A 15,880-nucleotide genomic window follows, 5' to 3' on the forward strand; every position below is an offset into this window, starting at 1 on the left:
TTTTTAATAGCTCTTTTAAGTATGACCTTACAAGCTACTGCTCAGAATAAGGTTACAGGAAATATCGTTGCCGCCGACAACGAAGACATCATCTATCAAGTAAAGATAGAATATGTCAATTCCACTAAAGTGACGACGGGCTCTTTCTATGAATCCCGCTTCGAGATGCCTCTTGATTCCATTGGAGAAGTAGTGCTATCCGTAAGTTCTGATGGTTATGAGACATATCGGCTGCAAAAGACATTGTTACCTGCATCTAACGATTTGGGCAGAATCTTTTTGTATAAGACGTCCATACAGCTGCAGGAAGTCGTGATAAAAGCCCCAAAAAGCGAGATAAAGCACGATGGGTCAAACTATACCATCCGAAATATTCAAGGAACACACATCGGAGATGCCGGAAATCTCGTCGATATGTTAAGATGGACACCGGGGATCATTGTCACCAACCATAGCAACATATCTGTTGCCGGTGCAGGAACCCCTTTGATCTACGTCAACGACCGCAGGGTAACAAACCAATCGGAATTAGAGGCTCTATCATCGACCGACGTCAATAAAATAGAGATTATCAAAGAGCCCGATGCACGCTATAAGAACGGAACAAATGCCGTGGTGAAGATTTACTTGAAAAAACAATTGAAAGATTATTTAGGAGCGACAGTAAGTAATGTATTCACCCTAAGAAGGCGATATGCAGAAAATCCTCGCATCACACTTTCGGGAAAAAGCGGAATCGTATCCGGCAATTTTTCATTGAACTGCCAGCATTCCAAAAGCCTTTCGTATGATGAATATCTTACAACAATTCAGCATGCCGAAAATGATATTTTCAAGAATAGTTCAATAGGCGGCTATGGCAGAACGTTAAATAACTATACCTTGTTTGGTGGATTGAATTTTGCCCTTTCTCCCAAAGCGACTTTAGGTGTCCAATATTCAGGAACCTACAGTAACGTGAGTGGATATAATTTCCATGACATAACTCTTGACAACAATGGCAAAATAACATCAAAGAAAAAAGACTTAGATCAATATACCAAGCGAAGATTACATAGCGCCTCTGCCAACTATACATGGACTCGTAACGAACATTCCATATTGACACTGATTGCTGATTATGCTTTCAGAAAAAACAACGAGAATAACGACATACGAGAACTGAATTTAAATACGGGCAAACTGTACTCGACCTATACAGATGCAACTACCGACTATAAAATCTATACTTTCAACGGTGACTATTCGTTCAGATTAGGAAAGAAAGATAGAGAGAGCATAGGAGCAGAAGCCGGTTATACAAAAAACAATTCGAAAGCAGCCATCAACGAAATGCCCCAAAACATGAACCGAAAGAATCAATGGCTCGCTGCTTATACAACATTTACGCGTACATGGGGTAAATTCAGTCTGTCTTTGGGCTTGCGCTATGAATATGACTATACCGATACAAAGGCTTTAGAAAACGGGGAAATTACAGATGTAAGAAAAACCTATTCTAATCTCTTCCCTAATGCCCGTATCACTTACAAGCCTAAAGAAGATATCAGTTACAGTTTCAGTTATCGCAGAAGCATCGGCAGACCGTCATTCAAAGATCTGACACCCATTGTCAATTATGAAGACTCTTTGCACTATTGGACAGGGAATCCGCTGCTAAAGCCGGCGTTTAGGAACACCCTTGCACTCACTGCCAACCTGAAAGATCTTACTCTTCAGGCTTCTTACAATTACATCACAAATCCCACCATTTCGGTATACGCACACGATATAGAGAAAAGCAATGTGTTGGTAAACAAGCCTCAAAACATCAGTCACGCACAGGAATGGGATTTCGGCTTGGAATACTCCACTTCATCAGGGCAATTCAATATCTCGGCTTATGGATACCTGACATGCAGTTACATAACCTACCCCTATTTGGAGAAACAGACTTTTTTCCGCGACGTTTATACAAACATCGGAGGATATGTCAGTTATCGCTTCTTTAAACATTTCGAAGCGTTTGCCAATACGTACTATAACTCTCCGAATAGAAACGGCACACATAAATACGGGTATTCTTTGAATACCAATGTCGGAGTTTCAGGGCGTTTCTGCAAGAATAAATTATACATATCCCTTGAAGGTGAAGACTTATTTGCCAGAAGCGTAACCCCCTCATGGACCAATAACTATGCCGATACCGAATACTGGAGGCGTAACAGATATGACACTCGTGGTGTAAGTTTGACAGTGCGCTATACCTTCAACACCGTAAAGACAAACTTCAAGAGTAAAAGCGGAAATCAGAAAGTATTACAAAGGGCTAATTAGAAACAGAAAAGTTAGAATAATATGGAAATAGAAAAACTGAAAGACGAAGAAATTCTGTTACTCAAAACAGGAATGAGTGACAATACGAATCTTCTGGATGAAGATGAATTGGGAGAAATCTTTGGAGGATATAAATGTGTAAAACTTTATGTCAATTGTTTATCTCAATATAATATCTGTACAAAAAACTTCTGACTTTTTAATCCATCATCATGAATCATAAACCTGATAATTTATACATTTGCAGATATAATTAATGAAATGCTTCTATGAAAGTCATTATACAACTATTTATGATAGCATTCCTCTCTACCGTTTGCTCTTGCGTCAGTAAACCCTGTCCGCGTCTCATGCAAATGGCGGATTCGTTGATGGATACCCGTCCTGACAGTGCCCTATCCTTGTTGGCACAATTAGAAAGAAGTATTGGCAATGAACCCGAATCCACACAGATGTACTATAGGATACTGACCATAAAGGCGAAAGAGAATACTCATTCCATTTTTACTTCTGACAATCTCATCAAACCTTTGCTGAACTATTATGAAAAGAAGAAAGATCAAGAGCGTTTGCCGGAAATATATTATTATGCAGGAATGATTTACTATATCATAGGAGATTCGCCACGAGCACAAATCTATCTACAGAAAGCGTTGGATGCATTTAAAGGAAGCACAAACTATCGCATTCTCTATAAAATACATCGCTATATCGGATTGATATATAAACTTAATCCTGATACATATGCCGAGTCTGTTAAACCTTTCAGAAAAGCTTACCGGTATGCGGAACTGACAGCCGACAGCACTCTTATGACCAACGGATTGCTTCTTATTGCCAGAGGTTATCAGGGAGAAAATATAGACAGCATGTCACTTTACTACAAGAAAGCAAGTGATATGGCACAGAAGATCTGCGATACGGATTTATATAATAGCATTAATATTGAATGGGGAATGTGTTATTTTCAAGAAGAAGAATATAAGAAAGCCTATGACGCACTGCAAGCTGTTCATGATATCTCTATAAATTATTTACCGGCCTACTTCTCCACTTGTACTCGCTTGTTTTACGAAACAGGACGATTAGACTCTGCACAGCACTATTGCAAAAGAATGCTTTCTATCAGTAATCAGTATCATAACAAGGATGCCTACTACAACGACCAAAAGAAAGGCTACAAGATGATGAGTCAAATAGCCGATAAGCAAGGAAACCGGGCCGAAGCATTGGAGTATCTGCATAAATCTTTGCTTTATGCAGATAGCCTGCTAATAGCAAAAATTACTACTGAGAACGAAAGAAACAGCTGGCAGTACAACTATCAGATTCACGAAAAAGAAAACTATCACCTTAGCGATGTTATCCAAAAACAGGAAAACCGGATTGTATTGCTATCGACAGGAATCATCTGCATTTTAACTCTCGTTTTATCTGCCTGCATCATCTACTTGTTGCAAAGAAAGCAAAAAGCCATACTTGCCATGCGGCAGAAAGAGAAACTGGAAGACATTGTTGAAGAACAATATCAAAATAGCCAAGAGTACATTATAGCCAATGAAAAACGTATAGAATTAATTAAAGAAAAACAGCGAAACATCGAAAACCAAAAGAATGAGATGGAGAAGATGCTGCAAGAGACAGAAAAAGAGCTATTGGAACTTACTAACAGACAAATAGAGACCAAGCAAAAGATACGGGTTCTTTCAGAACAGACATTCAAAGCATCACAAATATATAAAGACTTCTATCATGTGGCAGAAATGCCTCATTCTGAAAACATCTCTGATAAGAAAAAAATAACTCCGGAGGATTGGGAAGAACTGACTAAATCCATTAACGGAACCTATAACAATTTTACAGAGCGATTAGAGCAGTTCTACCCGAATATCAGCACACATGAGATACGTATCTGCATGCTGCTGAAGATGGAAATCCCTCCAATAAGTATCGCCAATCTGACCGCACGCTCCAAGCAGGCTATCAATTCTTCACGTAAAAAACTATACGAAAAAACTCATAATCAAGCAGGCTCTCCGGATTTATGGGATAAATTCATTCAAAAATTCTAAGCACATATCATAATCGCAGACATACGGTTAAAATTTATCATACCAAGGCCATACCTCTTTCTTTGGCATAAAAGAAAGATAATCTTATTTTCGTTATTATTTTTAGTCTTTTTCTCCTTTCACATTCGTCACATAGCCCGCTATGCTACTCATGAGAAAGGAGAAAAATCCGCAAAAATAATCCTTAGGAAATAGCTCGGATAAATTCAAAAACAGTTTCTAAATCCAAACATCATAAAAGCTATGCACATAGATATATCAGTCATTATACCAATGTATAATACAGGAAAGTTTATAAATGAATGTATCTCCTCAATTGCATCCCAAAACTTGAATGTGGAGATTATCGTCATTGACGATGGTTCTGAAAATAATTCGTATCAAATTGCAAACGATTTAGCCTTGAAAGATAGAAGAATAGTATTGTTGCAAACAAAGAATTGTGGCCCGGGAAATGCAAGAAATTTAGGGTTAAACATTGCCAAAGGTAAATGCATCACATTTATAGACAGCGATGATTGGATTATCGAGAACTCTTTAGACATCATGTATAAAGAATTAGCAGACAATGATTTGGATATGGTCATGGGAAATGCTCTATTCTATTACCATTCCAAAGATATAAGACAAAGATATAAAACTCCACCATCGTTATTTGGGAAAGTGATGCAAGGAAAAGAATGCTATATAAACTTATCAAATGCCAATTCCTTTATCCCGATGGTCTATTGCTATATGTATAAGCATGAATTCCTAAAAAGAAACAACATCCGCTTCCAAAAGGAAATGTATGAAGACGAACTTTGGACTATACAGACTGTATGTCAAGCCGAGAAAATCAAAATTATGGACTTCCCTTTCTACTATTACAGGCAAAGAAACGGATCAATTATGCATGGAGCAGAAACTATTTATAAAAAGAGTAGTTCACTTATCGCTTTATCAAAAAACATATTGTCATTCTCACGAAACGCGTCTTTTACTAATGATGATATTTTAAAAAGCTGGTTATATGTAAGGGCTATTCAAATGTATTATTATGCTTTGACCAAACTCCATGAGAAAGAAGATTTTATTGCTTTTTATTACGAAAACGTCGACTACCTATCCGATGTAGTGAAGAATAAAAAAAATATATCCGGGAGAATCACAAATGATCTCTTCCTGTATTATATAGAACGTATCATCAAAATAACCTCCAACAATGGAGTCGAAATACCCCTAATCAATTAAACAAACTTTTATTATGAGAACCTCATGAATAAGTATTTCATCACCAATTCGTTATCAGACCCCACAACCGCTATCCCCACGGGGCTATTCACCGGCAAGATGGGGATATGCCTCTATCTCTTTCACACCGGAGAAACAGAGAAAGCACACGAATGGCTGCAAGCCGTATGCAAAGAACTGCCTGAAATGAAAGGCGATATCTCGATGGAGAGAGGTCTTTGCGGGGTAGGAATGGCAATCGGCCACCTCATCCGGGAAGGTTACTTGAACGGAGATGTAAATGTTGCGCTGCAAGAGATAGACAACAGTGTATTCAGACAATTAGCATACGAACGACACAGTAAAGAATATAATCTCACCGCACTGATTCACCTGTTGTATTACCTGACTGCCAGATGGAAAGAGCAAGAGAAAGGCAGCGATGCCGAATACCTCTTTAAAAGTCTTATCACCCAAACCATGAATGGCATGTATGCACGCATCGATGCGCAAAGCATCAGCGAGCCTTTACACTATTCATTGGATTATGCGTTGCCGCAAACTCTCTTTATTATGGATTATTTATTTTCACAAACTCTCTGCAGGCAACGCATTGAAAGGATGATGGGAGAATTGGCTCCCGTCATTCTTTCTACCATTCCAAGAATACAAGCCAACCGATTGTATCTGCTATGCGGAATGAATGCATTGGCTTCGCATGGAGCATGCCCGCAGGAATGGAAAAAACATGCTTCCATCTTACTCGACAGCATCGACGTAGACCATATTCTGACAAAAGAGATGGGATGCAAAAGCATTTACATAAACAATGGAGCAAGCAGTCTCTATTTCCTGCTCAGACAAATCAACGGATATGCGGATAAAATAGATGAATACAAAAAGAGGATAATGACACTGATAGATAACTCTCCCGAATGGCAGTTACTGGCAGAGAACAAAGCCTATCTTCGTTCGCACTTAGGGCTATACAGCGGGATATGCGGAGTGGCCTCGGCCTATGAATTTATGGAAAGACAAAAAGAAAACAACATACCGTCATGAGAAAAGAAGCAACCGACCTGACAATAATGATTCTCATCAGGACTGATTCTATCGCAAGATTGGAGAATGTAACAGCTGTCATCCAACACTTGCAAAGAAGTCTGAACACCCGAATCTGTCTGCGAGAAGCGGATTGCTATTGCAACGGAATATTACAATCCGCATTGAATACCTGCATCGATTATGAGTTTATAGAAGATGACGACCCGATTCTGTATAAGACATGGCATTTCAACAGGATGATGACGCACGCAGACACCCCATTCGTGGCGATATGGGATGCCGACACCATAGCCGGGAGCGAAGCCATAGGCCAATGTCTCGACCAGTTGCGAAAGCAAAACGCGGATATGGCCTTGCCCTACAACGGGGTCTGTCTGGACACTTCGAATATCCTTCGCGCCTTGTATCTGAAAAAACAAGATGAGGAAGTGCTGATGCAAAACATCGGGAAAATGGAAAGGCTGTCAGAACGGGTCATGACGGGCGGGGCCGTGATGATGAACAGGCAGAAGTTCATCGAGATAGGAGGAGAGAACGAAGCCTACTATGGCTGGGGCGATGATGATTATGACCGGTACATCCGATTCATGAATCATGGATTGAAGATTTACAGGACGAGAAATGTATTGTTTCATCTGTCACATCCAAGAGGAATGAATAGCGGATTCAATACGGAACTGCATAGCAGAATATCAAAAGGACAACTTTATAAAACGCAAAACATGATGCCATGAACCCACTGAAATTTTTTCTTTTAGAGCGTTTGTCGAGATACGCACATCGAAGAGGAATAGATATCTACATCGAAGATTTCTCTTTCAAAAAAGGCTTATCCTTAAAAAATACGGATATAGATGCTTGTGGCGAAAGGATACTGATAGAGAACTTACTGCTCAAGATCAGAATAAAAGAGTTATTCCGGAAAAGGATTGCCATAGATATGACGAGTGAGAATATCACCGTCATGCCGGGATATTTATCGAATAAGGATTTCCACCTTCCCGATTTAAAGGGGAATATATCATATGAGAAGCGGCGAAAGAGCACCTCGATAGACGTGACCTTGAATCAGGCAATCCATCTCTCACTCAAGCATACAGGAAATGCCGATGAAGGCGAACTCTTTATAAAAACATCTCTTCTATCCATAGACCGGTATAAACAATTGTTCGATGGCCACATCATATCCCGATTCATGAATACCGTATATTCCGACACTCTCATAACGTTTCTTTGCTGTTACAAGTATGGTCATACATCTCCATATCCCAAATTTAACTCAACTTTTCAGTATGACACATTAAAGATACATCCGGAAAATTACGCGCTTTCAAAAATGTACTTAACCGATGAATTAAGCAAGCGCAATCATCTCGCGAAGAATTATAAAAAGTTGGAAGAGATTCCGGAAATAATTCGGCAGACGGTAATCTGTACCGAAGACCCGTCTTTCAATTTACACAGAGGAATCAGTCCGACACTGACGGGAATGACACTCAAATCGGCCATCGATCAGAAAGCACTGAAACGAGGAGGAAGTACCATAAGCATGCAACTCATAAAAAATGCCTTGCTCAACGGCGAACGCACTTTTACCAGAAAAACAGAAGAAGCCATATTGACATTGCTGATGGAAAATCACTACGGCACCGGCAAACAGGATATATTGGAAATTTATCTGAACATGATTGAATTCGCTCCCGACGTATATGGCATTGAAGATGCCGCACTATTTTATTTCGACAAATCTTCTTCCAAGCTGAATGCTATCGAAGTCATAGTACTGACTTATATCATCCCGCGCCCGATTCATTTCTACGAAGCATTGCAACAAAAAACCGAGCAACTCCGCAGAAATCTTCTGCAACATATCAGGCAATATCTGCCCGTAATGATGAAGAAACAGATTATCCATCGAGAGAATGTCTCATCGGCAGATATCAAACAGATAGAGTTTTCCGACAAATTCGGTGTGCTCGTTCTTGACATTCTCTAAATAAAATCAGTACATTTGCCAATGACAAAAGAAAACAACCATAAGTATATGATTCCGGTTTTCTATACATAACGAACCGCTGAAGCCTTATTTGAAGAGAGATATGCCACACATTGAAACGCCCAACGGAGACACACGGATGCTGCTGCACTCGTGTTGCGCACCTTGCTCGTCGGCCATCATCGAGTGCATGCTGGAGAACGGCATCCGCCCCACCGTGTTCTACTGCAATCCCAATATCTATCCGCAGGAGGAGTATGAGATAAGGAAAAACGAGGCAATACGTTTCGTCACGTCCCTGAACCTCGACTTCATCGATGCCGACTATGACCATGCGCACTGGCTGCACACCATGCAAGGACTGGAGAATGAGCCGGAGCGTGGTGGCCGTTGCCTGAAGTGCTTCACCCTGCGGCTGACGGAGACGGCACGCTATGCTTCGGAACACGGCTTTTCCGTGTTTACCACCACCCTTGCCTCCTCCCGGTGGAAAAGTCTGGAGCAAATCTTCGAGGCAGGACGCCGAGCCGCCGCCCGCTATCCCGGCACCGTATTCTGGGAACAGAATTGGCGGAAAGGCGGACTGCAAGACCGACGTAACCAATTGCTGAAAGAATACGATTTCTACAACCAGCAGTATTGCGGATGCGAATTCAGCATACGCCCTGCGGAAACCAAGACGGAATAAGAAGTACATGCTTGCGGAAGGACAAAACATACCTGCTCCGTAGCAAGCACGCATATAGATAAGAAGAACATACGGAAGAAGTATGAAGCCGGTAATAGCTCGGCACGAATCCTACACAAAGAAAAAGCAAACCGAAGGCAAACCAAACAAGAATAAACAAGAGCTAAAAAAGCCTCAACGATAGATAAGCGTGGAGAGATACTCCTCGGCAAACATTTCGTTGACCACTTCCAGCAGGATTTCCGGTGTGAGCCGTTCAATACGGTTGAACACCTCTTCGGGCGTTTCGTACTTGTTGTAGTGCAGAAAAGTTTTTCCCATGCCCAACGCATTGTTCTCGTTGTTGTCCGAGGCTACGCCGATTTGCCCCATCAACTGTTTGCGGGCGGCGGCAAGCTGAGAAGAGGTAAGCTTGGTGTCGCGCATGCGCTTCAGCTCCTTATGAACCAGCCGGATGCAACGGTTCAGGTCTTGGGGGTCGCACCCGAAGTAGATGCAGAAAACACCCGTATCGGTATACGAAGTCAGGTTCGACTCGACGTTATAGACCAGTCCGCTACGCTCGCGCAGGGAGACGTTCAGCCGGCTGTTCATGCCGGGGCCGCCCAGCATATTGTTGAGCAGATAGAGCGCCGTGCGCTTGTCGTCATAAGCATCATAGCCACGAGCACCAATCATGACGTGTGCCTGATGGGTGTCTTTACGGAGCACAAGCCGTTCGGGTACGTAGAGAGGCGGCGGGGTGCGGAGGTGTTCGAACTTGAAGGCCGGAATATCCTGTGTCAAGAATTGCATGCGGCTCAGCACTTTCTTGAAGTCCACATCGGCCGACACAAAGAAAACCATGTTGGCAGGGCAGTAGAGCCGCGCAGTGAATGCGGCAGCATCTTCACTACGGAATTGCTTCAGGCTTTCGGGAGTACCCAGAATATTCCGCCCCAACGGATGACCACGAAATATCATATCCTCGAAATCGTCGAAGATAAGTTCGGAAGGGTTGTCTTTGTAAGACTCTATCTCATCGATGATGACCTCGGTCTCTTTCTCTATTTCGCGCTGCGGAAAGGTGGAATGAAACACGATATCGGTGAGCAGCTCGGTGGCACGGTTGAAGTGCTCGGTGAGGAAAGCGGAATAGATCACTGTCTCCTCCTTATTGGTATAAGCATTGAGGTCGCCGCCCACATTCTCCATGCGGTTCAGTATGTGCCACGCTTTGCGTTTGCGCGTACCCTTAAAAATGAGATGTTCCACAAAATGCGCCATGCCTTGCTCGTGTTCAAGCTCGTCGCGCGTGCCGGCATCTACGGCAAACCCGCAGTAGGCCACCTGAGAGGCTGTGCGCTCGTGAATGATGCGCAGTCCGTTGGGCAAGGTAAAATCGTTGAAAACCCGCTTCTCCCTCTTTGCTATTCTCTTCATTCCGACGTTTCAAAACAGTTTGAGGGCACAAAGATAGTGCAAACCGCAATCAGTACAAAACATGCCCGCTTGTTTTTGCCCCCGGCACAACCCCATAAAACCACTCAACGCTAACCGCTCACCTCACCCTCTTCCACATCCTCTCCCACTGGTATCCGTGGAAAAGTCCCGTCCCCTCTTCTTTGGAGAACCAGACGAAGGCGGCCTTACCGATGATGTGGTCTTTGGGAACAAAGCCGAAAAGGCGGGAATCTGAAAGGTTGATGGAGTTGTTGGCACTCATCCAGTAGTAATCTTTGGTAAAGTAACAGTGCAATGCGGGCTTGCCATCCACGTAGAGGGTATCGTTCTTTATCCGGGCGTGCTTCTTCTCGTGCAGGAGCAAGGTGTTGCAGAGCAAAGTCATGTTCCACGGATAGACACGCACGGCCTGCCCCTTGCGGGGGACAATCAAGGGCTTCAATGCCTCGATGGAATCTTCCCTGAGCATAGGTTCTATCCAGCACTTTCCGTTCATGGCCTGCTCCAGCAGGTAGTATTCGTAGCGGCTGAAGCTGCGTATGCTTTTCACCGAATCTTGCCCCATCAGTTTGTCGGAGGAGATGGAAAGCAACCGGAGCAGCGAGTCTAACTGATATTCTTTTTCTTTGGGATAGGAATAAAGAAATTTCTGATCAGGGGCTTTCTTCTCGGAAGGAACCACGGAGAAGAGCGAATCTATCAGCAAGGTGTCGCCCGGCATACCGATGCAACGGCCGATGAATACCTGCCGCCGCTCTATGGGCATTGTGGAAGTGCCGGCCGGATTATTGAACACCACGATATCCTCTTTCTGTACGGGTCTTTCTGCCCAACGATGATAGCCCCACAAACCCATGAAAGGCAGGCGCAGACCATAGCTCCATTTGTTCACGAGGATGCGTTCGCCGCGATAGAGCGAGTTCTCCATGCCCGAAGAGGGGATGAGGCAGGACGTGGCAACACAACCCCGAAGCAACACTACGGCGAGTATCACTCCGACGATTGTCAAGGCTGCCCTTCCTGCTTTCTTCATGGCCTTACTTCGGATACGGTTATTTGATGTTGTCTACCCACTTGAATATGCGGTTCCAGCGAATCTTGCCGTCGAGCCAACCACGGTCTTTATCGAGCGAGAGCCAAACCACGATAGGCTTGCCCACCACGTGGTCTTCGGGCACGAAGCCCCAGTAGCGCGAGTCGGCGGAGTTGTGGCGGTTGTCGCCCATCATCCAGTAGTAATCCATCTTAAAGGTATAGGTGTCTGTCTTCCGGCCATTGATGTAGATACCGTCAGGCTTCAATTCCAGCCGATTGCCTTCGTAGGCGGTGATGCAGCGCTCGTAGAGGGGCAGGTTGTCGTCGGTGAGGCGGACGGTGGCTCCATTGGCGGGAATCCATACCGGACCGTAGTCGTCGCGTGTCCAGCCGGTGTGGAGGTTCAACGGATACATCTGTCCGGAATATAAATCGGGCTCTTTCACGATGCGGCTGACCAGTTTTTTGTTCCCCGACAGCGTGTCATACATCTTCCGGGTGAGCGGCAGGTGATAGACCGGCGTCAGTCGGCCTTGCGCGTCGCGGCGGTCAAGCCCCATATCGAGCAATCCTTCCTCCCAATTGAGGTCGCTGCTCATCAGCATCCGGTCGTCCTTGCTGATGCCCAGTTCGATGAACATCTCTTCCGGAATGTAAGGGCCGGTGGTCTGCACAAAGTAGTTGAACTGCATCTCCTGCGGATTCACGGCGGGTGTCCCGTTGATATACACTTGTCCGTCTTTGATTTGCAGCGTGTCGCCCGGCAAGCCGATGCAACGTTTCACGTAGTTCTCGCGGCGGTCTACGGGACGCACCACGATGTCGCCGTACATCTGCGGATTGGAACGGATGAGGTTGCGTCCGGCGTTGTAGTACAACTCGTAAACGGTGCGTTGGCGGTCTTGCGTCAGGCTGTCCATATTTACTTTGTTGGGATAGATGCGCTTGCCCTCCTCATAGGCAAGGCTGTAAAAGTCGGTCTGCTGGAAGTTGGTTGCCACGGTGTCGCCGGCGGGGAAGTTGAACACCACGATGTCGTTGCGCTGCACCCGGCCGAATCCCGACACGCGTTTGTACTTCCATTGCGGCCATTCGATGTACGACTTGCAGTTCAGTATGGGCAGCGTATGCTGCGCCAACGGCATGGAGAGCGGTGTGTTGGGCACGCGCGGCCCATAGCTCATCTTGCTGACGTAGAGGAAATCGCCCACTAACAGCGACTTCTCTAACGAAGAAGAAGGTATCTGGTAGTTTTGAAACACATAAATATTTACGAAGTAGACGGCCACCAAGGCAAATACGATGGCATCTACCCAGCTCATCACGCTGCGCACAGCCGGATTCCTGACCTTCTTCCACCATCCCCACGATATCTTCTTGCTGATATAGACGTCGAAAATGAAAGGCAGTACAATCAGTCCCCACCAGCTTCTTACCCAGACGAGGAAGAGCAGATAGAGCAGGGCTGCGATAGCGAATTTAATCCATTGGGCACGTGTTGCTTTTCTCATTGTATATGGTTGTTTGATTGATGATGTCCGATGATTCTATTGATTTTTCAGGAAAGGGAACAAGTCGCTCATTCCGAGATAGCCGTGGTGTTCCGCCGTGTACTCGGCGGCAAGTACGGCGCCCAGCGCAAAGCCTTTGCGGTTTTTGGCATCGTGGGTGATGGTGATGCTGTCGGCCTCGGAGTCGTAGCGGATGGTGTGTATGCCCGGCACTTCGCCCTCGCGGATGGAGCTGACGGGCAGCTCGTGGGCGTCACATTGGCTGGTGCCCGAAACGGTTCCGTCCGGAGCACGGAAAGTTCCTTTCACCCATTTGTCCTTGCGGTCGAGGTTCTCGATGATGCCCTCGGCAAGGGTGATGGCCGTGCCGCTGGGGGCGTCCAGTTTATGGATGTGGTGCGTCTCGCTCATGGTCACGTCGTAGGCGGGGAAGCGGTTCATGATCTTTGCCAGATACTTGTTCACGGCCGAGAAGACGGCCACCCCCAAGCTGAAGTTTGACGACCAGAACAGTGTTTTGCCGCTCTCGGTGCAAAGGCGTTTCACCTCTTCGCCATGTTCGGCCATCCAGCCCGTGCTGCCCGAAACGAGCTTTACGCCCGCCTTGAAGGTCTTCATGTAGTTGGTGTATGCCACCATGGGGTTGGTGAATTCTATGGCGACATCGGCGCTCTTGAAAGCAGCCGAATCGAAGTCTTCCTGATTGTCCACATCGATGATGCAGACGATTTCGTGTCCGCGGTCGAGGGCAATCCGCTCAATCTCCCTGCCCATTTTTCCGTAACCGATTAGTGCGATTTTCATTCTCCTTATTTTATTATTCATTCAGTTTATCAGCCAAGTATAGGTCGCAAAGATAATCTTTTTCTTACATTTGCGCCCAACATTAACGTCTTGTTAACAATGGAACAATTACTGCACTACGTCTGGAAGCATAAAATCTTTCCTCTGTCTTCGCTTCGGACCACCTCCGGACTGCCGGTGGAAGTGATAGATGCCGGTTTGCCGAACACGAATGCAGGCCCTGACTTCTTCAATGCCAAACTGAAAATAGACGGTACGCTTTGGGTGGGCAACGTAGAGGTGCATACACAGGCTTCGGACTGGCTGCGCCACGGACACCAGCACGACAAGGCTTACGACACCGTCATCCTGCACGTGGTGGGCAAGTGCGACTGCGAGGTATGCCGGGCAAACGGCGAGCCGGTTCAGCAGCTTGTGCTTCCTTGCCCCGACATCGTCAGGCAGCGCTACGAGGAGCTGCGCCGCACCGAGTATTTTCCTCCCTGCCATTCCATACTGCCCGCCCTCCCCAAGCTCACCGTTCACGCTTGGCTGTCGGCCCTGCAAGTGGAGCGTCTTGAACAGAAGGCACACGCCATCTACCAAAGGTTGGAGCGTAACACCGGCCATTGGGAAGACGCCTTTTTCATCACCCTTGCCCGCAACTTCGGCTTCGGACTGAACGGCGACGCTTTCGAGTGTTGGGCAGGCAACCTTCCGTTTCGTGCCGTGGACAAGCATCGCGACAATCTTTTCCAAGTAGAGGCTTTTTTCTTCGGGCAGGCCGGCCTGTTGGAGGAAGTGCCTCCCGAAGCGGATGAGTATTACCTGAAACTCCGGGATGAGTTCCGTTATCTGCAACACAAGTTCGGACTGCCTGCGCCGATGGATGCCCACCGATGGCACTTCCTGCGCCTGCGTCCCGGCAACTTCCCCCACGTCAGGCTGGCGCAGTTGGCCGGTTTGTATCACCGCGAACAGGGACTTTTTTCCCGTGTCATGGAGGCGGACAGCGCGGATGAGGTGAAGAGGCTTTTCACCTCCCCCACATCGGCTTATTGGGAGGAGCATTTCATCTTCGGCAGGCCGTCGCCCCGCCGAACGAAATCCGTGGGGGCGAATGCCCTGAAGCTGATTCTGATAAACACCGTCGTCCCCTTTCTTTATGCCTACGGGCTGCACAAGGCCGACGATTCGCTGTGCGACCGCGCCACCCGTTTTCTCGAATCGCTGACGGCCGAGGATAACCGCATCATCCGGTTGTGGGCAGAGGCGGGATTGCCTGTTTCCACCGCAGCCGATTCGCAGGCCTTGCTCCAGCTTCGGAAGGAGTATTGCGACAGGAAAGAGTGCTTGCGGTGCAGGTTCGGCTACGAGTACCTGAAAAAGGCGTAAACGCCTTGCCGTAGAACGGTTCTTCACCCGTAACGACCGAAAGGAAGCAAGGGCTTTTTCCCGTCTTTTGAAGGCTTTCCGACAGACACTTGCGTTTGTCGTGTCAGACACAAGTGTTTATCACATCAGACACAAGTGCCTGTCAGCTTGAACACAAGTATCTGACAAATGAATTATAAATATCTTGATAAACAGGATGCTACAACAAAGGAGGAAAGGAAGGTCGAATCATCGGCCGACATCTTCGCTTGCGGCACTTGGGGTGGGTATCTCTTTTTTTTCAATATAAAAACTGCAAGGTTCGTCGGTTTTGGTTATCTTTGCTCGCACGGAGCGAATGCCTGCGCGCCGAAAAGCAGAAAAG

General features: G+C 45.9%; 13 protein-coding genes. 9 read left to right on the forward strand and 4 right to left on the reverse strand.

Annotated features, from left to right (window positions below):
* Positions 1-21: 21 nt before the first annotated feature.
* From C3V43_RS08500 to C3V43_RS08530, 8 genes are all read left to right on the forward strand, one after another.
* Positions 22-2,316 carry an outer membrane beta-barrel family protein gene (locus C3V43_RS08500; protein WP_164996232.1) on the forward strand — a complete coding sequence of 765 codons (2,295 nt, stop codon included), beginning with the start codon at positions 22-24 and terminating at the stop codon, positions 2,314-2,316.
* Positions 2,317-2,337: 21 nt separating this feature from the next.
* A complete protein-coding gene (locus C3V43_RS14800; RefSeq protein ID WP_164996233.1) occupies positions 2,338-2,511 on the forward strand; it encodes a hypothetical protein in 174 nt (57 codons plus the stop codon).
* Between the two features lie 74 nt (positions 2,512-2,585).
* Entirely contained in the window at positions 2,586-4,388 is a 1,803-nt protein-coding gene (locus C3V43_RS08505; RefSeq protein ID WP_129588743.1) for a hypothetical protein, read from the forward strand.
* A 243-nt stretch (positions 4,389-4,631) separates the two neighbouring features.
* Positions 4,632-5,621, forward strand: coding sequence for a glycosyltransferase family 2 protein (locus C3V43_RS08510; RefSeq protein ID WP_106069441.1), 990 nt, complete (start codon positions 4,632-4,634; stop codon positions 5,619-5,621).
* Between the two features lie 24 nt (positions 5,622-5,645).
* The gene (locus C3V43_RS08515) at positions 5,646-6,662 is read left to right on the forward strand and encodes a hypothetical protein (RefSeq protein WP_106069442.1); all 1,017 of its coding nucleotides are present in this window, start codon (positions 5,646-5,648) and stop codon (positions 6,660-6,662) included.
* A complete protein-coding gene (locus C3V43_RS08520) occupies positions 6,659-7,399 on the forward strand; it encodes a galactosyltransferase-related protein (RefSeq protein WP_106069443.1) in 741 nt (246 codons plus the stop codon). The genes C3V43_RS08515 and C3V43_RS08520 overlap by 4 nt, the downstream gene beginning before the upstream one ends.
* Positions 7,396-8,661 (forward strand): biosynthetic peptidoglycan transglycosylase, encoded by a 1,266-nt coding sequence (locus C3V43_RS08525; RefSeq protein WP_106069444.1) that lies wholly within the window; start codon positions 7,396-7,398, stop codon positions 8,659-8,661. Before C3V43_RS08520 ends, C3V43_RS08525 begins: the two co-directional genes overlap by 4 nt.
* Before the next feature lie 103 nt (positions 8,662-8,764).
* Positions 8,765-9,349 carry an epoxyqueuosine reductase QueH gene (locus C3V43_RS08530; RefSeq protein ID WP_106069445.1) on the forward strand — a complete coding sequence of 195 codons (585 nt, stop codon included), beginning with the start codon at positions 8,765-8,767 and terminating at the stop codon, positions 9,347-9,349.
* Between the two features lie 174 nt (positions 9,350-9,523).
* Here the strand turns inward: C3V43_RS08530 and C3V43_RS08535 are convergent, their stop codons facing one another.
* The 4 genes from C3V43_RS08535 to dapB all read right to left on the reverse strand — a co-directional run bounded on the left by C3V43_RS08535 (position 9,524) and on the right by dapB (position 14,142).
* Positions 9,524-10,771 carry a M16 family metallopeptidase gene (locus C3V43_RS08535; protein WP_106069446.1) on the reverse strand — a complete coding sequence of 416 codons (1,248 nt, stop codon included), beginning with the start codon at positions 10,769-10,771 and terminating at the stop codon, positions 9,524-9,526.
* A gap of 118 nt (positions 10,772-10,889) precedes the next feature.
* The gene (gene lepB / locus C3V43_RS08540; RefSeq protein WP_106069447.1) at positions 10,890-11,825 is read right to left on the reverse strand and encodes a signal peptidase I; all 936 of its coding nucleotides are present in this window, start codon (positions 11,823-11,825) and stop codon (positions 10,890-10,892) included.
* A 19-nt stretch (positions 11,826-11,844) separates the two neighbouring features.
* Positions 11,845-13,338 (reverse strand): S26 family signal peptidase, encoded by a 1,494-nt coding sequence (locus C3V43_RS08545; RefSeq protein WP_106069448.1) that lies wholly within the window; start codon positions 13,336-13,338, stop codon positions 11,845-11,847.
* Positions 13,339-13,374: 36 nt separating this feature from the next.
* A complete protein-coding gene (gene dapB, locus C3V43_RS08550; RefSeq protein WP_106070523.1) occupies positions 13,375-14,142 on the reverse strand; it encodes a 4-hydroxy-tetrahydrodipicolinate reductase in 768 nt (255 codons plus the stop codon).
* 99 nt (positions 14,143-14,241) lie between these two features.
* Between dapB and C3V43_RS08555 the strand changes: the two genes are divergently transcribed.
* Positions 14,242-15,516 carry a DUF2851 family protein gene (locus tag C3V43_RS08555; protein ID WP_106069449.1) on the forward strand — a complete coding sequence of 425 codons (1,275 nt, stop codon included), beginning with the start codon at positions 14,242-14,244 and terminating at the stop codon, positions 15,514-15,516.
* The last annotated feature ends 364 nt before the right edge of the window (positions 15,517-15,880 follow it).

It is taken from the genome of Prevotella heparinolytica, assembly GCF_002998535.1.
GTDB classification, from domain to species: Bacteria; Bacteroidota; Bacteroidia; order Bacteroidales; family Bacteroidaceae; genus Bacteroides; species Bacteroides heparinolyticus.